This is a genomic window from Bradyrhizobium oligotrophicum S58 (genome assembly GCF_000344805.1).
In the GTDB taxonomy this organism is placed as follows: domain Bacteria; phylum Pseudomonadota; class Alphaproteobacteria; order Rhizobiales; family Xanthobacteraceae; genus Bradyrhizobium; species Bradyrhizobium oligotrophicum.
In genome coordinates, this window is record NC_020453.1 from 5081519 (window position 1) to 5104163 (window position 22645).

At 65.8% G+C, this 22645-nt stretch carries 18 protein-coding genes; 3 read left to right on the forward strand and 15 right to left on the reverse strand.

Annotated features, from left to right (window positions below):
- Positions 1-248: 248 nt before the first annotated feature.
- From S58_RS21895 to S58_RS21935, 9 genes are all read right to left on the reverse strand, one after another.
- Positions 249-1478, reverse strand: a complete 1230-nt coding sequence (locus tag S58_RS21895; protein WP_042340092.1) for a BaiN/RdsA family NAD(P)/FAD-dependent oxidoreductase — start codon at positions 1476-1478, stop codon at positions 249-251.
- A 148-nt stretch (positions 1479-1626) separates the two neighbouring features.
- Positions 1627-2544 carry an SDR family NAD(P)-dependent oxidoreductase gene (locus S58_RS21900; protein WP_015667567.1) on the reverse strand — a complete coding sequence of 306 codons (918 nt, stop codon included), beginning with the start codon at positions 2542-2544 and terminating at the stop codon, positions 1627-1629.
- Positions 2545-2671: 127 nt separating this feature from the next.
- Positions 2672-3148, reverse strand: a complete 477-nt coding sequence (locus tag S58_RS21905; RefSeq protein ID WP_015667568.1) for a MaoC family dehydratase — start codon at positions 3146-3148, stop codon at positions 2672-2674.
- Between the two features lie 6 nt (positions 3149-3154).
- The gene (locus S58_RS21910) at positions 3155-4885 is read right to left on the reverse strand and encodes an AMP-binding protein (protein WP_015667569.1); all 1731 of its coding nucleotides are present in this window, start codon (positions 4883-4885) and stop codon (positions 3155-3157) included.
- Positions 4885-5775 (reverse strand): 3-hydroxyisobutyrate dehydrogenase, encoded by an 891-nt coding sequence (gene mmsB / locus S58_RS21915; protein WP_015667570.1) that lies wholly within the window; start codon positions 5773-5775, stop codon positions 4885-4887. The genes S58_RS21910 and mmsB overlap by 1 nt, the downstream gene beginning before the upstream one ends.
- Positions 5776-5799: 24 nt before the next feature.
- Positions 5800-6876, reverse strand: a complete 1077-nt coding sequence (locus S58_RS21920) for an enoyl-CoA hydratase/isomerase family protein (protein ID WP_015667571.1) — start codon at positions 6874-6876, stop codon at positions 5800-5802.
- Positions 6873-8018: an isobutyryl-CoA dehydrogenase gene (locus S58_RS21925; RefSeq protein ID WP_015667572.1), complete on the reverse strand. Its 1146-nt coding sequence runs from the start codon at positions 8016-8018 to the stop codon at positions 6873-6875. Before S58_RS21925 ends, S58_RS21920 begins: the two co-directional genes overlap by 4 nt.
- Positions 8019-8194: 176 nt before the next feature.
- Positions 8195-9691, reverse strand: coding sequence for a CoA-acylating methylmalonate-semialdehyde dehydrogenase (locus tag S58_RS21930; RefSeq protein WP_015667573.1), 1497 nt, complete (start codon positions 9689-9691; stop codon positions 8195-8197).
- Positions 9692-9843: 152 nt separating this feature from the next.
- Positions 9844-10512 (reverse strand): TetR/AcrR family transcriptional regulator, encoded by a 669-nt coding sequence (locus S58_RS21935; RefSeq protein WP_015667574.1) that lies wholly within the window; start codon positions 10510-10512, stop codon positions 9844-9846.
- 151 nt (positions 10513-10663) lie between these two features.
- On the opposite strand from S58_RS21935, the gene S58_RS21940 reads away from it, so the two are divergent.
- A complete protein-coding gene (locus S58_RS21940) occupies positions 10664-11434 on the forward strand; it encodes an enoyl-CoA hydratase (protein WP_015667575.1) in 771 nt (256 codons plus the stop codon).
- 333 nt (positions 11435-11767) lie between these two features.
- Positions 11768-13045: an MFS transporter gene (locus S58_RS21945; RefSeq protein ID WP_015667576.1), complete on the forward strand. Its 1278-nt coding sequence runs from the start codon at positions 11768-11770 to the stop codon at positions 13043-13045.
- Positions 13046-13131: 86 nt separating this feature from the next.
- On the opposite strand, the gene S58_RS21950 is transcribed toward S58_RS21945, so the two are convergent.
- Both S58_RS21950 and S58_RS21955 read right to left on the reverse strand, forming a co-directional pair.
- The gene (locus S58_RS21950; RefSeq protein ID WP_015667577.1) at positions 13132-14691 is read right to left on the reverse strand and encodes an acyl-CoA carboxylase subunit beta; all 1560 of its coding nucleotides are present in this window, start codon (positions 14689-14691) and stop codon (positions 13132-13134) included.
- Positions 14621-15607, reverse strand: coding sequence for an IclR family transcriptional regulator (locus S58_RS21955; protein ID WP_042340095.1), 987 nt, complete (start codon positions 15605-15607; stop codon positions 14621-14623). The genes S58_RS21950 and S58_RS21955 overlap by 71 nt, the downstream gene beginning before the upstream one ends.
- Before the next feature lie 371 nt (positions 15608-15978).
- On the opposite strand from S58_RS21955, the gene glsA reads away from it, so the two are divergent.
- Positions 15979-17841 carry a glutaminase A gene (gene glsA, locus S58_RS21960; RefSeq protein WP_015667579.1) on the forward strand — a complete coding sequence of 621 codons (1863 nt, stop codon included), beginning with the start codon at positions 15979-15981 and terminating at the stop codon, positions 17839-17841.
- A 675-nt stretch (positions 17842-18516) separates the two neighbouring features.
- On the opposite strand, the gene S58_RS21970 is transcribed toward glsA, so the two are convergent.
- The 4 genes from S58_RS21970 to S58_RS21985 all read right to left on the reverse strand — a co-directional run bounded on the left by S58_RS21970 (position 18517) and on the right by S58_RS21985 (position 22588).
- Positions 18517-18873, reverse strand: a complete 357-nt coding sequence (locus S58_RS21970) for a Zn-ribbon domain-containing OB-fold protein (RefSeq protein ID WP_015667581.1) — start codon at positions 18871-18873, stop codon at positions 18517-18519.
- Positions 18870-20006, reverse strand: coding sequence for a thiolase family protein (locus tag S58_RS21975; RefSeq protein ID WP_015667582.1), 1137 nt, complete (start codon positions 20004-20006; stop codon positions 18870-18872). The genes S58_RS21970 and S58_RS21975 overlap by 4 nt, the downstream gene beginning before the upstream one ends.
- A gap of 205 nt (positions 20007-20211) precedes the next feature.
- Positions 20212-21378, reverse strand: a complete 1167-nt coding sequence (locus S58_RS21980) for an acyl-CoA dehydrogenase family protein (protein WP_015667583.1) — start codon at positions 21376-21378, stop codon at positions 20212-20214.
- Positions 21379-21382: 4 nt separating this feature from the next.
- Complete coding sequence (locus S58_RS21985) at positions 21383-22588, reverse strand: CaiB/BaiF CoA transferase family protein (RefSeq protein WP_015667584.1); 1206 nt, start codon at positions 22586-22588, stop codon at positions 21383-21385.
- Positions 22589-22645 lie beyond the last annotated feature (57 nt).

Below are 22645 nucleotides of genomic sequence, written 5' to 3' on the forward strand. Positions count from 1 at the left end.
AGTCACACGCGCAGCCCTGGATTGCTTCCGCCGTCGTCCTTCGGGCTATGGCGGACAAGTCGCTTCGCTCGCAATGACGACTGGAGATGGGATACGCTCATTCCCGCACGAATAACCTCGAAAGAATCGTAGGGTGGGCAAAGGCGCTGCCGTGCTGCATGCTCATGCACGGCTCGAAATGGCGCCGTGCCCACCGTCTCGCCACGGTATCCGCTGTACGACGGTGGGGACGCTGCGCTTTGCCCACCCTACAATTTCAGCCATTTCGACGCGCCCCTGCCGGCCGCCGCGCCGGTCGCAAACGACGCCTGCAGCAGATAGCCGCCGGTGGGCGCCTCCCAGTCCAGCATCTCGCCCGCGGCGAATATGCCGGGCAGGCGTTTGAGCATGAAGTCTTCATCGAGCTCCTCACGCGCGATGCCGCCGGCGCTGGAGATGGCGTGTGCGAGTCCGGTCGTACCTGTCAGCCTGACCGGCACGGAATTGATCAGCGCGGCGAGACGTTCCGGCGGGAGCGACGACAATGACAAACCTTGCGACTTCGCGACCTCCTGCAGCAGCCCGATCGCGACCGGCGACAGTTGCAGCGCCTTGCGCAGCACGTTCGAGAAGGATTGCTTGCCGCGCGGTGCCGACAACCTCGCGATCAGTTCTGCGGGGCTCACATCAGGCCGCAGCGCGACGTGCAGGATCGCCTCGCCGGTCTGCGCGATCACCTCGCGTAGTTCGGCCGATAGTGCGTAGATGGCGCCACCTTCGAGGCCGCCGCGTGTGACAATGGCTTCGCCGCGCGCGCTGCGGTCGCCGAACGACAGCGCGATGCCCTTTAGCGGCTGGCCCTCAAAACGGCCGCGGAAGATATCGGACCATGCGACGGTGAAGCCGCAATTGGCCGGCCGCAGCGGCGCGATCGCGACACCTTTCGCGGCAAGGACCGAGACCCAGCCGCCGTCGGAGCCGAGCCGCGGCCAGCTGGCGCCGCCGAGCGCGAGCACGACGGCGTCGGCGACGATCGCGCGGGGTCCGTTCGGCGCCCGGAAAGTAAGCCGCCCCTCGCTGTCCCAGCCGGTCCAGCGGTGCCGCAGCTCGAAGCGCACGCCCCGCCCATCGAGCCGCCGCAGCCACGCGCGCAGCAGCGGCGAGGCCTTCATAGCAACCGGAAACACGCGGCCTGAGGAGCCGACGAAGGTCGGCTCACCCAACGCCTCGCACCACTCGCGCAGACGTTGCGGCGGAAACGCTCTGATAGCAGGCTCCAGCCAAGCCGCCGCCTCCCGATAGCGCGACAGGAACGCCGTCAGGTCTTCGCTATGGGTGAGGTTGAGCCCGCCACGACCAGCCATCAGAAACTTGCGCGCCACCGATGGCATCGCATCGTAGACGGTCACAGTGGCACCGCCCTCGGCCAGAATCTCGGCCGCCATCAGTCCGGCCGGGCCGGCTCCGATGACGGCGATGTTCGGTGTTGCTGAGGACATCGCGCAAACGGTTTGGGTCAGACGGAGGATCCACAACAGAGATCGTCATTCCGGGGCATCGCGAAGCGATGAGCCCGGAATCCATAATCACGATCGGGAGTATGGATTCCGGGCTCGCGCTTCGCGCGGCCCGGAATGACAGCGAGAATTACAGCTTGATGCCCAGCCGTGTCGCGGCCTGCGTGACATACTTCTGCGTCTGCTCGAACGCACCCTGCAGGGCCCTCGCCTTCGACATGTCGCTGATCTCAGCGAAACGTGCGGCGATCGCGTCCGGCGTCCACTCCTCCTCGGCCAGGTTGATGCCCTCGCTCTCCAGGATCTTGATCACGGCGAACGAGCCGGCGCCGGCGCCCATGATGGTGCGGGTCGGCGAATCCTCGCTGAGCAGATATTCGACTGCCGGCGTGATCGATTCCGGTTTCATCAATTGCAGCGCCTGCGGCGGCAGCAGTTCCTCGGTCATGCGGGTCGCTGCCGTCGGCGAGATGATGTTGACGCGGATGTTGGTCTTGCGGCCCTCCTCGGCCAGCACGTTCATCAGGCCGACCATGCCGGTCTTCGCGGCACCGTAATTAGCCTGGCCGAAATTGCCGAACAGGCCGGACGACGACGTCGTCAGCACGATGCGGCCGTAGTTGCGCTCGCGCATGCCGTTCCAAACCGCCTTGCAGCAGTAGAAGGAGCCGACCAGATGCACGTCGAGCACCTTGGCGAAGTCGGCGACCTCCATCTTGGCGAACGACTTGTCGCGCAGGATGCCGGCATTGGCGCACATGATGTCGACGCTGCCCCACTCCTTGGTGGCGCGCTCGACCATCGCGGTGACCTGCTCGAAATTCGAGACGTCGGCGCCGTCGGCGATCGCGGTCCCGCCGGCTTTGCGGATCTCCTCGACCACGGTCTCCGCCGCCGTCATCGAGCCGCCGGTGCCGTCGCGCGCGCCACCGAAATCATTGACCACGACCTTCGCGCCGCGGCTCGCCAATCCCAGCGCATGCGCGCGTCCCAGACCATTGCCTGCGCCGGTGACGATGGCGACGCGTCCGTCGAATCTGATTGCCATGATGTTCTGCCCTGCGGTTTGAGCTCGTCATGCCCGGGCTTGACCCGGGCATCCATCCCTTTTCAGAAGTGGATGGATCGCCGGGTCAAGCCCGGCGATGACGAGGGGTGGGTTATGACGAAGAGAGTTAGCTCAGATAGATCAGCCCGATCCAGTCGGCGACCAAAGCGGGCTTGTCCTCGCCTTCGATCTCGACCGTGACATTGGTGCGCGATTGCAACTCCTTGGGCTTGCGCAGCGTGGCCTCGGCCAGCACGAAGCGGCCGCGCACGCGTTTTCCCGATTTGACCGGCGAGATGAAGCGCAGCTTGTCGAAGCCGTAATTGACGCCCATCGCCGTGCCTTCGATCGCCGGCATGACTTCGTAGGACATCACTGAGAGCAGCGACATCGTCAGGAAGCCGTGCGCGATCGTCGTCCCGAACGGCGTCGCCTTGGCCTGCTCAGGATCGACATGGATGAACTGATGATCCTCGATCACGTCGGCATAGGTATCGATGCGCTTCTGATCGAGCACGTGCCACGACGACACGCCGATCTCCTGGCCGACCATGGCCTGATAGGCCTCAAGCGAGATCGGCGGCTTCTTCCAGATCTTGTTCATGTGTTCCTACACCTCGTGCCCGGACGGCCTGGTCTTCAGCTCCGGGAAATCCTCTTCCTTGAATTCCGTCCCGCGCAGATGATCGGTGCGGTTGTCGTCATGCTCCAGCCGGCGCAGCTGCACGCGGCGGATTTTTCCGGAGATCGTCTTCGGCAGCTCGCTGACGAGCTCCAACCGCCGGATGCGCTTGAACGGCGCCAGCCGCGCCTGAAGATGCTCGAAGATCGACAGCGCCGTCGCGCGCGAGCGCTCCGCGCCTGCCGTCAGCAACACATAGGCCTTGGGAATGGCGAGCCGGATCGGATCAGGGCTCGGCACCACGGCCGCCTCGGCAACCGCCTCGTGCTCCAGCAGCACGCTCTCGAGCTCGAACGGCGAGATGCGGTAGTCTGACGATTTGAACACGTCGTCGGAGCGGCCGACAAAGGTGAGATAGCCATCCTCGTCCCGGAACACGACGTCGCCGGTGCGATAGCGCTCGCCATCAGCACCCGACAGCTTGCCGTCCTCGCTTTGGTAGCCCTGCATCAGGCCGGCCGGACGTTCCCCCGTGAGCGCAAGCGTGATCTCGCCTTCGCTCGCAGGATTGCCGTCGATGTCGGCGACCTCGACGCGATAGCCCGGCAGCGGCCGTCCCATCGAGCCGATCTTCAGCCTTTGCCCCGGCGAGTTGCCGACGATGGCGGCGGTCTCGGTCTGGCCGTAACCATCGCGGATCGTCAGCCCCCAGGCGGCGCGCACCTGGTCGATCACCTCCGGATTCAGCGGCTCGCCTGCCCCGCACGCCTCACGTAACGACACCTTGAAGTCCGCAAGATGCTCCTGGATGAACAACCGCCACACGGTGGGTGGCGCACACAGCGTCGTCACGCCGCAACGTTTGATGATCGCGAGCAGGCCCTTGGCGTCGAAGCGCGGCTGGTTGACGACGAACACGGTCGCGCCCGCATTCCACGGCGAGAAGAAGCAGCTCCAGGCGTGCTTGGCCCAGCCCGGCGAGGAGATGTTGAGATGCACGTCGCCGGGCTGCAGGCCGAGCCAGTACATCGTCGAGAGATGGCCGACCGGATAGCTGCGATGGCTGTGCCGCACCAGCTTCGGCTTCGCCGTCGTGCCCGACGTGAAATACAGCAGCATCGGATCGTCGGGCTGCGTCGGACCATCCGGCGTGAACGCCTCGGCTGCGTCAGCCGCCTGCTCGAACGACAGCCAGCCGGCAGCGGCTGCCGGCGCACCGACCACGATGCGGACGAGATCATCGGCGCCAAGATCGGTAAACTTCGCCACCTGGTCCTGCGCCGCGACCACCGCTTTGGCGCGGCCGCGCTCCAGCCGGTCGCGCAGCTCGTCGATGGTCAGCAGCGTGGTCGCGGGGATCACGACGATTCCGAGCTTCATCGCCGCCAGCATGGTTTCCCACAGCGGCACGACGTTGCCGAGCAAGAGCAGCAGATGGTCGCCGCGCCTCAAGCCCTGCGCACGCAGGAAATTCGCGACCTGGTTGGAGCGGCGCGACAATGCCGCGAAAGACAGCTTGGTCTGGCGATCGTGCGCGGCATCGAAGATCCACAGCGCCGCACGATCGCGACTCTCCGGGTCCGACGCCAGCTCGGCATCGAACCAGTCGAGCGCCCAGTTGAAGGGCACCGCATCCGGCCAGCGGAAACCCTTCACCGCGGCATCGTAGTCGGTGCGATGCGCCAGCAGAAACGCGCGTGCGTCCTTGAATGTCACCATCAGGTGGTCCCGGCGAGGTTGCGAACGTGCTGAATGATCCCTGAGAAGTCGACGCCGCCTTGGCCGGCCGCCTCGAACGCCTTGTAGATCTCCTGCGCGTGCTGGCCAAGCGGCGTCGCCGCGCCGGCGGCCTTGGCCGCATCCTGCGACAGCGTGAGATCCTTGAGCATCAGCGCGGTGGCAAAGCCGGGCTTGTAGTCGTTATTGGCGGGTGAGGCCGGCACCGGACCCGGCACCGGGCAATAGGATGTCAGCGACCAGCACTGTCCCGACGAGGTCGAGGCGACATCGAACAGCGCCTGATGCGACAGGCCGAGCTTTTCGCCGAGCGCAAACGCCTCGCTGACCGCGATCATCGAAATGCCGAGGATCATGTTGTTGCAGATCTTGGCCGCCTGCCCGGCGCCGGCCCCGCCGCAATGGACGATCTTCTTGCCCATTTTTTCCAGGATCGGCCTGGCCTGGGCGAACGCGCCCTCCTCGCCGCCGCACATGAAGGTGAGCGTCGCGCCCTTGGCACCGCCGGTGCCGCCCGACACCGGCGCATCGACGGATGCAATGCCGTGCTTCGCGGCGAGTGCATGCGCGGCGTGCGCGCTCTCCACATCGATGGTGGAGGAGTCGATGATGACAGCGCCCTTCGACATCGCCGGCACCACCTCGGTCCAGACCGCCAGCACATGCTTGCCGGCGGGCAGCATCGTGACGACCACCTCGGCGCCGCTCACGGCCGCGACCGCGCTGTCTGCAATATCAGCACCGTCGGCCCTGGCCTGCGCGCGCGACGCCTCCACCAGATCGAACGCCACGACCTTGTGGCCGGCCTTGACCAGATTGGCGGCCATCGGTCCGCCCATGTTGCCGAGGCCGATGAATGCGATCGTTGCCATGGTTGGTTCTCTCCCCTCGACTTGTTATCTGCTTTGCGGAAATGTCAGCTCGTCGGTGCCGATCTCGGCGAAATACGGCGCCAGCATCTCCGGCGTCACCTGATCGACGTCAGATGGCGACCATCGGGGATTGCGGTCCTTGTCGATGATCGCGGCGCGGACACCCTCGCGGAAATCGTCACTGCGGAATACTTCAAGCGCCGCGCGATATTCGCGCACCAGGCACTCTTCGAGCGAGGCCGCTCCTCGCGCCAGCTGCAGCAGCTTCAACGTGACCACCATGCCGCGCGGCGACTTCTCCTTCAGCGTCTTCAGCGTCGCGAGTGCGAGATCAGAGCCATCGGCTTCGAGCGCCGCGAAGATACCGTGCATGCTGTCATGAGCTAACCAGCGATCGATCTGCGCCTGCTGCGCGGCGACCGGCCCGGCCGTCTCCGCCGTGGCGAAGCCCGCAATCAGCCGATCGACTTCAACTGATAGCGTGCCGGGCCTGACCTTGGTCAGGACATCGCGCAGCGCCGGCCATGTCTCGGTCGGCACCATGGCATCCGCGAAGCGCGCGTGGATCGCATCCGGCCCGTTCATGGTCTGACCGGTCAGGCCGAAATAGGCGCCGAGCTCGCCGGGTGCGCGCGACAACAGCCAAGTGCCGCCGACGTCCGGAAAGAAGCCGAGGCCGACTTCCGGCATTGCCAGCTTGGTCTTCTCAGTCACGATGCGGTGGCGACCGTGTGCTGACAGCCCGACGCCGCCGCCCATCACCAGCCCGTCCATATAGGCCACGTAAGGCTTCGGGAACGCCGCGATGCGCGCGTTCATGACGTACTCCTGGCGCCAGAACACCTTGCCGAGGTCGCCGTTCACCTTCGAACTCTCGTAGAGCCCTCTGATATCGCCGCCGGCGCAGAGGCCGCGCTCGCCGGCGCCTTCCAGCACCACGACCGCGACGGCCGGATCGGCCTCGAACTGATCGAGCGCCGCGTCGATGCCGATCGACATCTCCAGCGTCATCGCGTTGATCGCCTTGGGCCGGTTCAGCCGGATGATCCCCGCCGAACCTTCGTGGCGGACGATCAGGTCGCCTTCGACCACCTCGCTCATCGCGCGCCCTCGATCAGCTTGCGCGAGACGATCAGCCGCATGATCTCGTTGGTCCCTTCGAGGATCTGGTGCACGCGCAGGTCGCGCACGATCTTCTCGATGCCGTATTCGCTGAGGTAGCCGTAGCCGCCGTGCAGTTGCAGCGCCTGGTTGGCGACCTCGAAGCCGACATCGGTGCCGAAGCGCTTCGCCATTGCGCACAGCATCGTCGCATCCGCATCCTTGCGGTCGAGAGCGGCCGCCGCGCGCCAGACGAAGGTGCGCGCCGCTTCCAGCTCGATCGCCATGTCGGCAATCCGGAACTGCAGCGCCTGAAATTCATCGAGCCGCTTGCCAAACGCCTTGCGCTCCCTGGTATAGGCCAGCGTCTTGTCGAGCGCCGACTGCGCTCCGCCGAGCGAGCAGGCAGCGATGTTGAGACGGCCACCATCGAGCCCGGCCATCGCGATCTTGAAGCCGATGCCTTCTTCGCCCAGCCGGTTGGCCACCGGCACGCGCGCATTCTCGAAGATCACGGCGCGGGTCGGCTGCGCATTCCAGCCCATCTTGCGCTCATTGGCGCCGAACGACACGCCGGGCGTTTTGGAATCGATGACGAGCGTCGAGATGCCGCCGGGGCCGTCGGCGCCGGTGCGCACCATCGCGACGAGGATGTCGGTCGCGCCGGCCCCGGAGATGAACTGCTTCTGGCCGTTGAGCACATAGTCGTCGCCGTCGCGCACCGCGCGCGTCCGCAGCGCTGCGGCGTCCGAGCCGGCGCCCGGCTCGGTCAGGCAGTAGCTCGCGATCAGGTCCATGGCGCAGAGCTTCGGCAGATACGCCTGGCGCTGCGCCTCGGTGCCGAAGGTGTCGATCATCCACGACGCCATGTTGTGGATCGAGATGAAGGCCGACACCGTCGGGCATCCCGTCGCCAGCGCCTCGAAGATCAGCGCCGCGTCGAGGCGCCCCAGGCCCGAGCCGCCGACATCGTCGCGGATGTAGATGCCGCCCATGCCGAGGCCCGCCGCCTCGCGCATGACGTCGACCGGGAAATGCTTCTCCTCGTCCCAGCGCAGGGCGTGCGGCGCGATCTTCTCCGCCGCAAAGGCCCGCGCCATGTCGCGCACCGCGATCTGATCCTCGTCGAGAGCGAACTGCATCCGTTCTCCGCGTTTCCCAATTTCTGATTGTTGGCGTTCGCCGCCGCCTCAAACTCCGTCATTGCGAGGGGCGAAGCGACGAAGCAATCCAGAGTGCCGCCGCGGAGGGATTCTGGATTGCGTCGCTTCCGCTCGCAATGACGCAAGTGGGAGCCCTTGCGGGCTCCCACTTGCCCTTACTTCATCAGCGGGATCGAGAACTCCGCGCCTTCCTTGACGCCGGACGGCCAGCGCGAGGTCACCGTCTTGGTCTTGGTGTAGAAGCGGATCGAATCCGGGCCGTGCTGGTTGAGATCGCCGAAGCCGGACTTCTTCCAGCCGCCGAAGGTGTAGTAGGCGATCGGCACCGGGATCGGCACGTTGATACCGATCATGCCGACATTGACCTTGGCCGCGAAGTCGCGCGCCGCATCGCCGTCGCGGGTGAAGATGGCGACACCGTTGCCGTAATCGTGCTCCGACGGCAGCGCCAGCGCCTCGGCGTAATCCTTGGCGCGGACAACCGACAGCACCGGCCCGAAGATCTCTTCCTTGTAGATCCGCATGTCCTTGGTGACGTTGTCGAACAGGCAGCCGCCCATGTAGAAGCCGTTCTCGTAGCCCTGCATCTTGAAGCCACGGCCGTCGACGGCGAGCGTCGCGCCTTCCTTGACGCCGATGTCGACATAATTCTTGACGCGCTCGACCGCCTCGCGGGTCACCAGTGGTCCGAAATCCGCCGACGGATCCACCGACGTGCCGATCTTGAGGCTTTCCACCCGCGGAATCAGCTTCTCCATCAGCCGATCGGCCGTGGTCTTGCCGACGGGTACCGCGACCGACACCGCCATGCAGCGCTCGCCGGCCGAGCCGTAGCCGGCGCCGATCAGCGCGTCGACCGCCTGGTCGAGGTCGGCGTCGGGCATGATGATGGCGTGGTTCTTGGCGCCGCCAAAACACTGGCAGCGCTTGCCGTGGGCGGCGGCGCGCTCATAGATGTATTGCGCGATCGGCGACGAGCCGACGAAGCCCACCGCCATGATGTCCGGGTCTTCCAGGATGGCGTCGACCGCCTCCTTGTCGCCGTTGACGACATTGAGGATGCCGGCCGGCAGGCCGGCCTCGATCATCAGCTCGGCGAGCTTCATCGGCACGCCCGGATCGCGCTCGCTGGGCTTGAGGATGAAGGCATTGCCGCAGGCGATCGCGGGCGCGAATTTCCACATCGGAATCATCGCCGGGAAATTGAACGGCGTGATGCCGGCAACGACACCGAGCGGCTGGCGCATCGAATAGATGTCGATGCCCGGACCCGCGCCCTCCGTGTACTCGCCCTTCATCAAATGCGGAATGCCGCAGGCGAACTCGACCACTTCGAGGCCACGCTGGATGTCGCCCTTGGCATCGGGAACGGTCTTGCCGTGCTCGCGGGCCAGCAGCTCGGCCAGCTGGTCGTAATCGCGCTGGGCAAGCTCCAGAAACTTCATCATCACCCGCGCGCGACGCTGCGGATTGGTCGCGGCCCAGGCCGGCTGCGCGGCCTTGGCGTTCTCCACGGCGGCCCGCAGCTCGGCGCGCGAGGCGAGCGCGACCTTGGCCTGAACGTCACCGGTCATCGGCTCGAAGACATCGGCCGTCCGTCCAGACGTGCCCGCGACCTCTTTGCCGCCAATGAAATGACCGATCGAACGCATGGGGTATCCTCCGCAGGGGGTAGCAGTGCCGATTTGGCCGGCATCTTGCAGTCTTTGCGGCGTTTGGGAAGGGTCTAAGCGCTGACCGGCGCTGCGAAAATGCCGCCCCTTGGCTGCCCCGCCAAGACCTGCGGTCGCGCGCTGCGTCCCAGTCAGCCGGCGGCCCAGCGCTTCGCGGCCGCCGCCTTCTTCACCGGCTTTTTCGCGGGTGCCCGCGCCGGTGATTTACCGGCCTGCCCGCCGCCGGCGGCGACGGCCAGGGCCACCTCTCGCCCGGAGTTCAGGATCTCATCGGACAATTCGCCGCTGCCGGTCACGCGGGCCATGACCAACGTCCCCATCAGGGTCGCGAGCATCGACGATGCCCGCTTTCGCGCGGTCTTGCGCGGCACATCGACGATGTAATCGGCAAACAGCTCGATCAACTCTTCCAGCTTGGCGGCAAAGGCCTTGCGCGTCTTGGCGCTCTCGCGCGCGATCTCGGCGCCGAGCGCGGGAATCGCGCAACCATGACCGGGATCGTCGCGATGCTGCGGCGAGAGATAGCCGTCGACGATCGCAGCGAGCCGCTTCTGCTGCGGAAGCTCATCGAGCTGCTTGCGCCAACGCTCCACCGAACGGTCGATCGCGTAGCCGAACGCCTCGACCACCAGCGCCTCACGTGATTCGAAATGCGCATAGAAGCCGCCATGGGTCAGGCCCGCCTCTTTCATCAAGTCGGCGACACCGACGCCGTGAGCGCCCTTCTCGCGCAGCCGCACCGACGCCTTGCGCACGATTCGCGCGTGGGTTTCCGCTTTGTGTTCCGGAGAGTAGCGCATTGCCGTCCCATTGAATGTCTGCAGTCATACAATAGCAGTTCCGCGCCCTGCTCGCTGCAGCTATTTGATGAATTCGACTTGATCTAGATCAAGTCCGTGACACCATTCTGGCCTCGGCCGGAACTCACCTGCCATCCTGATGAGGCGACCAATGGACATGCTCAATTCCCACTGCGGTGTGACTCGCGACAGTCGCGGCGTCGCCCGGTTGACGATCTGCAACGCCGGCAGCCTCAACATCCTGGGATCGGCTGCAATCGTTGGCATCCAAGCCGGGCTGCAGTCACTCGCCGCGGATGACGGCATTCGCGCCCTCGTGCTGGCCGGAGAGAGCGAGAAGAGCATGATCGGCGGCGCCGACATCAAGGAGATGGCGACGCTCGAGCAGGCTTCGGCGGAAGCGTTCATTTCACGCCTCGCCGGGCTCTGCGAAGCAGTCCGAACATTTCCCGCTCCCGTCGTGGCGCGAATGCCGGGCTGGTGTCTCGGCGGCGGCCTGGAGGTGGCAGCCGCCTGCGACATCCGTGTGGCGGGGCATGATGCCAAGTTCGGCATGCCCGAGGTGCGCGTCGGCATTCCCTCGGTCATTCACGCCGCGCTGCTGCCGCGACTGATCGGCTGGGGCCGCACCCGCTGGCTGCTGATGACAGCGGAGACCATCGACGCGCCGACCGCGCTCGCCTGGGGCCTCGTCGACGCCGTTGCAGCGGAGGGAGAGCTGGACGCCGCGGTCGAGAAGGTCGTTGCGTCGCTGCTCGCCTGCGGCCCCGAGGCACTCCGGGGGCAGAAGGCGCTGCTGCGCCAGTGGGAGGACCTGCCGCTCAAGGAGTCGATCGAGGTCTCGATCGGCGCCTTCGGACGATCGTTCCTGACCGACGAGCCGAAGCGGCTGATGCAGCATTTCATCGACCGCAAGCGATAGCAAATTTCTCCAAGTTTTCCGGCGCGGCCCCTTGGCAATCTCGTTCCGTCTTCACCGCGCGTGCAGCGAGGATCACCGGGTTTCCTTTTTTGACACACCATTATATGATGCTTAACATCTCTTTTCAGGAAGCCCGTCATGGCGTCGTCCGAACCCATCGTGATCCTGTCCGCCGGGACGCGAGCGGCGCGCGCTGCTGCATGCGATGGAGCGGCGAGGCGACTGCGATTGCCCTGGAGAATCCTGATGTCCTGAAACGAGGGAACTTAGCTGTTTAAGTCATCCGTCCATCCTGGCAGAATGGGGGTGCGTCCCCATCGAACTGAGAAGATCATGATCTCGAACCAACTTGCAGCGGTCCTCGAACGACGCAACATCCACTACGGCTGGGTGATGGTCGCCGTGACCTTCTTCACGGCGCTGGTGTCCGCCGGCACGGTGGGCGCCCCCGGCGTCTTCATCGTGCCGCTGCAGCAGGAGTTCGGCTGGAGCACGGCGGAGATTTCCTCGGCGCTGTCGATCCGGTTCGTGCTGTTCGGGCTGATGGCGCCGTTTGCCGCAGCACTGCTCAATCGCTACGGCCTGCGCAACATCACGCTGCTGGCGCAGTTGATCGTGGTGTCGGCGCTGCTTTCGTCGCTGGCGATGAGCCAGGTCTGGCATCTGGTGCTGCTGTGGGGCGTGGTGATCGGCATCGGCACCGGCATGACCGCCCTGGTGCTCGGCGCGACCATCGCCACGCGCTGGTTCGTCGCGCGCCGCGGTCTCGTGGTCGGCATTCTCACGGCCAGCGTCGCTACCGGGCAGCTGGTGTTCCTGCCATTGCTCGCGAGTCTCACCGAGCGGCTCGGCTGGCGCGTGGCGCTCGGGCTCATCTGCGTCATGCTCGGCGTCTCCGCGACCGCCGTGCTGCTGCTGATGCGGGACCGGCCGAGCGATCTGGGCCTGCGTCCCTATGGCGACAAGGGCACCGACCCGGTCACGGGCCCTGCTCCCGTCACCATACCGATCCTCGCCGCCGCGCTCGGCACCCTGCGCGACGCCTCGCGCGCGCCGGTGTTCTGGATGCTGTTCGCGACCTTCTTCATCTGCGGCGCCTCGACCAACGGGCTGGTGCAGGTCCACCTGATCCCGATGTGCCTCGACTTCGGCATCCCGCAGGTCCAGGCCGCGAGCCTGCTCGCCGCCATGGGCATCTTCGACTTCTTCGGCACCATCGTGTCGGGCTGGCTGTCGGACCGCTATGACAATCGCTGGCTGCTGTTCTGGTATTACGGCCTGCGCGGGCTGTCGCTGCTGTTCCTGCCGTTCACCGACTTCTCATTCTATGGCCTGTCGCTGTTCGCGATGTTCTACGGCCTCGACTGGATCGCCACGGTGCCGCCGACGGTGCGGCTGACGGCCCAGCGCTTCGGGCCCGAGCGCGCCAATCTGGTGTTCGGCTGGGTGTTCGCCGGACATCAGCTCGGCGCCGGCACCGCCGCCTTCGGCGCCGGCCTGTCGCGCACCCTGCTGCAGAGCTACCTGCCGGCGTTCTTCACCGCCGGCGCGCTCTGCGTGGTGGCGGCGCTGCTGGCGCTGTCGATCGCACGCCAGGCCAAGCCGGCGTGAGACCGCGAATAGCGAATGGCGAGTAGCGAATTGGTTTTTGTCTCCGCCTCCCCTATTCGCTACTCCCTACTCGCCATTCGCCCCTCTCACGGCCGCGTCGTCATCGCCTGGGGCGGCCCCGGCGTGCGCAAGGGCTCGGCAAGGCGCGCGAACTCGCACAGCAGCCCGCGCGTCTTGCGGGGGTCGATGATCTCCTCGACCCAGAACTTCTCGGCCGAGCGGAACGGCGAGCGCAGCTTGTTGAGCCGATCCTCGATCTCCTTGAGCTTGGCCTTCGGATCCGGCGCCGCGTCGATCTCGGCGCGATAGGCCGCCTCGATGCCGCCTTCGAGCGGCAGCGAGCCCCAATAGGCCGACGGCCAGGCGTAGCGGATCGAGAACCGGTCGGCCGGCTGATGCACGACGCCGGCGACGCCGAAATTGTTGCGCACGATCACCGTGCACCACGGCACCGTCGACTGGTTGACCGCGGCCATCGCGCGCACGCCATGGCGGATGGTCGCCGCCTTCTCCGCATCGAGTCCGACCATGAAGCCGGGGCAGTCCATCAAGTAGACGATCGGCAGATGGAAGGTCTCGGCGAAATCGACCCAGCGGATCACCTTCTGGCAGGCATCCGCGGTCCATGAGCCGCCGAAGTGATAGGGATCGCTCGCCAGCACCATCACCGCGCGGCCCTCGAGGCGCGCGAGGCCGATAATAATCGGGCGGCCGTAATTCTGCGCCACCTCGAAGAACGAGCCGTTGTCGACGACCGCCTCGATGATCGGCCGCATCTTGTAGACGTGGCGGCGGTGCCGCGGCACGGCACTGATCAGCTGCTCGTCGGCGCGCTGCGGATCATCGGTGCATGGCAAGGTTGGCGGCAGCTCATAGACGGACGACGGCAGATAGGACAGGAAGCGGCGCGCACAGGCGAACGCCTCCGCCTCGGTGTCGACGGCGTGGTCGACGCCACCGGCCTTGGTCTGGATATCGGCGCCGCCGAGCTCCATCTTGCCGAGATCCTGGCCCAGCCGCTTCACCACCGGCGGGCCGGCGACGAACATCGCCGACTGCTTGGTCATCACCGAATAGTGGCTGGCGGCGAGCCGCGCAGCGCCCAGGCCCGCGACCGAGCCGAGGCCGAGTGCGACCACCGGCACCAGCGACATGTTCTCCGTCGTGTAGCGATACCAGCGATTGCCGCCGATGCCGCCGGGCAGGTTCGCCGCGCCCTTGGTCTCGATCGTCTTGACCGAGCCGCCGCCGCCTGAGCCCTCGATGATGCGGATGATGGGCAGGCGGAAGTCGTGCGCCATCTCCTCCGCCATCAGCGGCTTGGCCGCGATCGAGGCATCCGCCGAGCCGCCACGCACGGTGAAATCGTCGCCGACGACCACGACGGTGCGGCCGTCGACGCGGCCACGCCCGAACACGCAATTGGCGGGCGTCACCTGCTTGAGCTCGCCCTGCTCGTCATATTCGCCGAGGCCGGCAACCGCGCCGATCTCGTGAAAGCTGCCGGGATCGACGACGCCGTCGATGCGCTCGCGAACGGTGAGGCGGCCCTGGTCGTGCTGACGCTTGACCTTGTCAGGCCCGCCCATCTCCCGCGCGAAGGCTTCGCGCCGGGCCAGTTCCTCGAGCTCCGGCTGCCAACTCATTCGTATCCCCCGTCCCGGTGATGGTCTTGTTTTTATGGTTGGTCTTCGTGGTCACAGGAAGCGGCTTCCTCTCCATCCGGCTGTTGAAGACATCGGCTTCGGCCCCCTGCAGCAATGCTGCGATGTTGCGGCCGAGCTCGCGCATCGGCTGGGCGACCTCGTCATGCAGGCGCTGCTCGTCATACATCGCCGACAACAAGCCGATCGTGAGCACGACATAGGTCTGGTATTGCGGCGACCACAGCGGCAGCGCGAGGCCGTTGATGTGCGGGCTCCACAGCCCGCAGGCGACGACATAGCCGTGCTCCTTGAAGAACTGCCTGTTGTGCTCGAGCCGCGGCCGCAGCAGCTTGGCCGCATCGGGCATCTCCCGCTCCATCTCGGCGAGCAGCGCGTCGCCGATCTCGGGATCGAGCGCAGCGACATAGGCATGGCCGGCCGCCGTCGAGGCCATCGAGATGCGGCTGCCGGTGGTCTCATGCAGGCCGAGCGCGTTCGCGGCGCGGCCGAATTCGAGATAGACGAGGTGGAAGCGGTCCGGAATCACGAAACCGACCGTGCCGGGCAATTGCTCGGCGACGTCCTGCAGCCGCTGCCGGATCAGATTACGCAGCTGCAGGCCCCTGGTCATCGACGTGCTCATCGCAACCGCGCTCGGGCCGATGCGGTACTTCTGGTCACGCGGCAGATAGACCAGCTGGCCCATGCGGGTCAGCGTGTGCGTCAGGCGCGACACCGTCGATCGCGGCAGACCGCAGCGGTTCGAGATCTCGAGATTGCCGAGCCGTGAATCGTGCCCCTCGAAACAGCGAAGCACGTCGAACGCCCGCGAGACCACCTGGATCACTTCGCCCTCGCCGGCGATATCTCCGGGCAGCATGCCCACCCTGCTCAGTCGCTCAGACCGTCGTCCCATGCGCGTCCACCCAATTCCGTTTTACGGAATGATATTCCGCTTATTGAACAAGCTAGCGCAGCCCTTTTGCCGTCACAACCGTAGACCGTCTCTAAAAGCCGTCGTTCTTCAGCGTGTTGGCACAAGACTCGGCGTCTTCCCGGCAATGCCGGAGATGAACAGGATGGCCGGTTCCGAGTCCTGGCACTGCGGCTGCCCGCCCGGTTTCGGACCGCGTCTCTCACGCATCGGCCCCACCACGGGCCAGAGTGATCGCGCTCAATCCCTGAGCAGCGGCAACATTTGACCAGTGATGCGACAAGTGTGGGCTGGCTGCCCCGTCGCGGCTGCGACATAACCGGCGCGCCCCCTAAGTCCCCGCCGAGCTTGCCATGACGACCGAACAGCCGAAGCCGATCCGCCATCCGCAGCATTGGGCCACGGCCGCGATGCCGCCGCTGCAGCGCTTTCTCGCTGGCTGCCATGCCGAGTTCTGGCCGGATCATGACGGCGCGGTCGCCAACTACATTCCGGAGCTCGGCAAGGCCGATCCGGCGCATTTCGGCATCAGCCTCGCCACCCTCGACGGCCATGTCTACGAGGTCGGTGACAGCCGCGTGCCGTTCACGATCCAGTCGATGTCGAAGCCGTTCGTGTTCGCGATCGCGCTCGATGCGCTCGGCTCCGACCAGGTTGAACGCGTGATCGGCGTCGAGCCGTCCGGCGATCCCTTCAACTCCATCCGGCTCAATGCCGAGAACCATCCGTTCAATCCCATGGTCAATGCCGGCGCGATCGCCTGCAGCGGCCTGGTCCGCCAGGCCCGGCACGGCGACGCGTTCGAGACCATTCGCGATGCGCTCGGCCGCTTCGCGGGCCGCAGGCTCGACGTCGACGATGCGGTGTTCACCTCGGAGGCCGCGACCGGCGACCGCAACCGCGCGATCGCCTATCTCTTGAGAACGTCCGACGTGCTCAAGGAGCCCGTCGACGACGTGCTCGCGGTCTATTTCCGGCAATGCGCCGTGCTGGTCACCGCGCGCGACTGCGCGATCATGGCGGCGACGCTGGCCAATCGCGGCGTCAATCCGGTCACCGGCGAGCAGGTCGTCACGCCCTATGCGGTGTCGCGCACGCTCGCGGTCATGACGTCGTCCGGCATGTATGACTTCGCCGGCGAATGGATCTACCGCGTCGGCATCCCCGCCAAGAGCGGCGTCGGCGGCGGCATCCTGGCGAGCCTGCCGGCGCGGCTCGGGCTCGGCAGCTACTCGCCGCGGCTCGACGGCCACGGCAACAGCGTGCGCGGCATCAAGGTCTGCGAGGCGCTGTCGGCGCATTACGGCCTGCACATGCTGAACCGCTCCGACGACGCCCGCACCTCGATCATCGCCGACTACGACATCGGCGCCAACCCATCGCGCCGCAGCCGCCGCGCGCAGGAGCGCGACATCCTCGCCGCCCATCCCGACGCGGTGCGCGTGCTCGAACTGGTCGGAACACTGTCCTTCTCGAATGTCGACTACGTCTCGCGGCAGCTCGCGGGCAGCGCACGCCCGCAATTCGTCATCTTCGATCTCCACCGCGTCACGGCGATGACACAAGCCGGCTTGCGCCTGCTCGCCGAACTGTTTCGCGAGCTCGCCGACTTCCACGTCACCGTGGTGCTGTCCGGCATCCGGCGCTCGTCTGCGGAATGGCAGGAGATCACCGAGCGGACCGGCGACCTCGGGAACGTGCGCGACTTCTATCTGCTCGATACCGCGATCGAATGGGCCGAAGACCAGATCGTCTACCGCTACGGCGGCGCGATCGACTTCATCGAAACCACCGAGCTCGCCGAGCAGCCGCTGCTCGCAGGGCTTTCCGGGGACGAACGCCACGAACTCGCGGCGCTCGCGACGATCAAACATTATCAGCAGGGCGAGCGCATCCTCGCCGCCGGCGAGCCGGCGAACTCGCTGTTCTTCCTGCGCTCCGGCGTCATCCACGTCACCCTGCCCGATGGTATCAGGCTGGCCACGCTGACGGCCGGGCAGTGCTTCGGCGAGATGGCGCTGTTGGAGCCCTTGCGCTCCGCCGATGTTGTCGCCGACTTCTCGGCCACGGCATTCGAAATCACGCTGGACGATTTCGAGCGCTTCCGCGCGCGACATCCGAAGGCGGGCGAGCGCATCATGCGCAATCTGGCGCAACTTCTGGCCGAGCGCCTGACCATCGCGAATGCGCGGCTCAACCTGCTCGCGGCAGACTGATTTCACGGCGTCAAAGTCAGTCATCCAAGCGTCGCATACGGCCGGAGCTAACGAACACTTAAAGTTGCAATTCACAGCAACTGATGGCTTCCGGGCGATATTTGTCATCACTCGTATTTGTACGGCCTCGCCTAAACGTTACCGGGAGTCGGTCGCAGGACAACCATAAGCGAGCCCAATTCGCGCCGCATTACCCGACGATGTTCTGAACCGTCGATGAACGCCGAGTGGGGACTCGCGAAGCGAACGTCGAAGTGGGGTGTTCCGAGTAAAATTCCAGCCGCCGTCGCGTGCGTATTTGCGCAACGGAGAGTCGTGTCCAGTGTCCAGGGAGGAAACGGCATGAAGGAAGCCACTAAGAGGGCAACATCGGAAGCACTCGCGCACATGCTGGCGGTGACGTCGATGATTGTCATCGCCAGCGTCCTGTTCTACGGGCGATGAAGGGCTGTCTGGAGGTTCTGCGTCGCAGTTTCTTCATCGCCCGTAGGTAGGAATGTGAGCTTGATTGCTCACGCGAAAGACAGAGTAGAGTTGCGTTTGAGTTAGTAAGCGTAGCGTAACAGTTTTGCGTCAATCGCGCGGCGATCCGGGTCGGGACGAATTGGTATTGCGTATCGTCCCGTCTCGGCCGCCCCGCGTTCGTACCCTCCGAAGCCGCTCGGCGACGTCTCGTCATTCCGCTTTCCCGAAGTAAGGCACAATCCCGCCTGCGAAGGCGGTGAAACGCGCTTCGACCGCGTCGCCGATCGCAAGATCGTGGTCGCCATGGGCCATCATGCGAAAGCCCTCGCGCATATCCACCAGCACGATGTTGTAGGGCACATGCGCGCGCGTCTCCGGCGTCGCAGCGCGGCAGACCAATGACGTCGCATAGATCACCCCTTCGCCGCTCGCCGCATGGTCGGTGAGTGCGAGCGAGCCGCAGGCTGCGCAGAAGTCGCGGCGGAAATACTGCACATGGGCGCAGCACGCGCAGCGCTGATAGCGAATCGCGGCGACGCCCCTGGTCCAGTCCGTCGATTCGCTCATCGCACCCGCTCCCAGAACATGCTGACATGCGACGACAGCACGCCGCCGTCGCCATGCAACAGCGCCAGCGAGGCGTCGCGCACCTGACGCGGGCCCGCGCGCCCTGTCATCTGCAGATGCGCCTCGTTGAGATGCGCCATCGCGCCGCCGACGCCGCAATGGCCGTAGCTCAGCAGCCCACCATGGGTGTTGAGCGGCACCGCGCCGTCACGGCTGAAATGACCGGCCCTGACCCGCGCCGCCGCCTCTCCGCGGCCGGCGAGCCCGAGATCCTCGAGCAGCATGCAGAGCGTGATGGTGAAGCTGTCATAGACGGCGGCGTAGTTGACGTCTTTGATGCCGACGCCCGCTGCTGCCTTCGCCTTCTCGATCGCAATCTCGGCGCCGAGTTCGCTCAAGGCCGGCGCCGCCGTCACATGCTGATGCGTGTGCGCCTGGGCGCAGCCGCGCACGCGTACGGCAGTGGTGCCAGTCGGCTCGCGGCTGACGATGATGGCGGCGCCGCCGTCGGACACCGGACAGCAGTCGAGCAGCTTCAGCGGCCGCGCCACCGGCTTCGACGCCATCACGTCGGCAATGGTGATCGGCTCATGGAATTGCGCGCCGGGATGATCCAGCGCGTGCCTGCGCATCAGCACCGCCAACGCGGCGAGGTCCTCCTCGGTGACGCCGTGCTCATGCATGTAGCGCGAGGCGACGAGACCGTAATAAGCGGGGATGGTCGGCCCCAGCGGCAGCTCGTAGTCGGGATGGCCGACCTGTGCCAGCGCCTGGATCGAGGCGTCGCGGCTCTGCCCGGTCAGGCGATTTTCGCCGGCGACAACGAGCATGTGCTTCATCACGCCGGCCTCGACCAAATGATGGGCGAGCATCACCATCGCCAGGCCCGTGGCGCCGCCGACCTGCACGGCGTGGGCATAGGACGGCTGGATGCCGAAATGCTCGGCGAACACGGTGGCGAGCATGATGTGCGGCGACACGGTGGAATAGCCGCAGAGAATGCCGTCGATGTCGGTGCGTTTGAGCTCGGCGTCATCGAGCGCCAGCTGCGCCGCCATGCTCATCAGGTCGAGCGAGGAGCGGCCGTCGTGACGGCCGAATGATGTCAGGCCCGTGCCGGTGATGTAGGTCATCGTGCCACACCCTCCGCCATCATTCCGGGGCATCGCGCAGCGATGAGCCCGGAATCCATAACCACAGGATGTCGTTCGAGGCACGCACCTGGTTGGCATCGTGCCTCACGACATCTTCCTGGGGGTGTGGATTCCGGGCTCGCCCTTCGGGCGCCCCGGAATGACGCGTGGAGAGAGTGCGGGCACGTCACGGTCAGGAGCATCCTCAATACGACTTCGGCATACCGAGCACCTTCTCGGCGATGAACGACAGAATCAGTTGCGGGCTGATTGGCGCGATGCGCGGGATCAGGGATTCCCGCAGGTAACGCTCGACGTGATATTCGCGGGCGTAGCCGAATCCGCCATGGGTCATCACCGCCTGCTCGCAGGCCTGGAAGCCGGCCTCTGCCGCGAGATATTTCGCGGCGTTGGCGGCCGGGCCGCAGGGCATGCCCTGGTCGTATTGCCAGCCGGCCTGCAGCACCATCAGCCAGGCGGCTTCCAGCTCCATCCAGTTCTTCGCCAGGGGATGCTGGATACCTTGATTCTGGCCGATCGGCCGGTTGAAGACGTTGCGCACCTTCGCATAGGCCGACGCGCGCGACAGCGCGAGATGGCCGAGCCCAACCGCCTCGGCCGCGATCAGGATGCGCTCCGGGTTCATGCCGTGCAGGATGTAGTCGAAGCCCCGCCCCTCCTCACCCAGCCGGTCCTCGACCGGGATCTCGAAATCCTCGAAGAACAGCTCGTTGGAGTCGACCGGCTTGCGGCCCATCTTCTCGATCTCATGCACCTTGATCCGGCTGCGGTCGAAATCCGTGTAGAACAGGCTGAGCCCATGGGTCGGGCGCTTCACGTCTTCCAGTGGCGTGGTGCGCGCCAGCAGCAGGATCTTCTCGGCGACCTGAGCGGTCGAGATCCACACCTTCTGGCCGTTGACGACGTAACGGTCGCCCTTGCGCACGGCGCGCGTCTTGAGCTGGGTGGTGTTGAGGCCAGTGTTGGGCTCGGTGACCGCGAAGCAGGCCTTCTCGCTGCCATCGACGATGCCCGGCAGCATGCGCGCACACTGCTCCTTGCTGCCGAACACCACGACCGGGTTGAGCCCGAACACGTTCATGTGGATCGCCGACGCGCCGGACATGCCGGCGCCGGACTCTGCAATCGTGCGCATCATGATCGCGGCATCGAGAATGCCGAGGCCGGAGCCGCCATAGGCTTCCGGAATGCAGATGCCGAGCCAGCCGGCATCGGCCATGGCCTTGTGGAAGTCTGCCGGGAAGCCGCCCACCTTGTCCTTCTTCAGCCAGTAGGCGTCGTCGAAATCAGCACAGATCTTCGCCACCGCATCGCGGATCGATTCCTGATTGGCCGAGAGTGCGAAATCCATCGTCTCACTCCTTCGCAGGCGCCGGGGTCGTCACGCCGTCACGGATCATCGCGGCGATTTCGTCAGTTGAGAAACCGACCTCGCGCAAAATCTGTTCGCCATGCTCATTCGGCCGTGCCGCCAGACGCTGCGGCTCCGCCTTGGTCTCGGACCAGGTCGCCGAGACGCGCGTGCTGCGGATCGGACCTTCGGTCGGATGCTGGACCACGGGAAAGAAATCGGTCGCGACCAGATGCGGATCGTGGAGCAGGCTTTCGAGGTCGTGCATCGGCATGACCGGAATATCGGCCGCATTCAGCAGCTCGGTCCATTCGGCCGTGGTGCGCGTCTGGAAGATGCGCGCGAGCTCGGCATAGACCAGGTCGATGTTGGCGGCGCGCCGCGCAAAGCTGTTGAACCTGTCATCCGCGCGAAGGTCGGTGCGGCCCGACGCCGTGAAGAACGCGTCCCATTGCTTGTCGTTGTAGACGATCACGCAGATATGGCCGTCGGCGGTCTTGTAAGGCCTGCGGTCGGGCGACAGATGCCGGGCATAGCCGCCTTTGTCGAGCGGCGGCTCGTAGGTCAGCCCGCCCATGTGATCGCCCATGATGAAGGCCGCCATGGTCTCGAACATCGGCACATCCAGCCGCTGGCCGCGCCCGGTGCGGTCGCGATGCACCAGGCTCGCACAGATGGCCCCGACGGCGGTCAGCCCGACGATGCGGTCGACCAGCGCATTCGGCACATAGCGCGGCGTGCCGTCGCCGGCGACCGCCATCAGGTGCGACAGCGCCGCCCCGCCCTGGATCAGATCGTCGTAGGCGGGCTTGGCCGCGTAAGGACCGTCCTGGCCGAAGCCGAACACGCCGGCATAGATCAGCCCCGGATTGACCGCGGCGATCACGTCATAGCCGAGGTTCAGCCGCGCCATCGCCTGCGGGCGGATGTTGTAGATCAGGACGTCGGCGTCCTTGATCAGCCGCAGCACGGCTTCCCGCCCCCTGGGCGTCTTGAGGTCGAGGCAGATCACGCGCTTGCTGCGATTGGTGTTGAGGGTCACCGGCCCCATGCCGGGATGGCGCCAGGGGCCGATCTTGCGCGTGACGTCGCCCTCGGGCGATTCCACCTTGATGACGTCGGCGCCGTAATCGCCCAGCGTCTGGGCGGCATACGGCCCCATCAGCACGGTGGTCATGTCGATGACCTTGATGCCCGCAAGCGGTCCCATCGTGGCGTCGGCTCCCTCGATCGTTGTTGTCGCCAGAGCTAACGGCACCTGATGTTC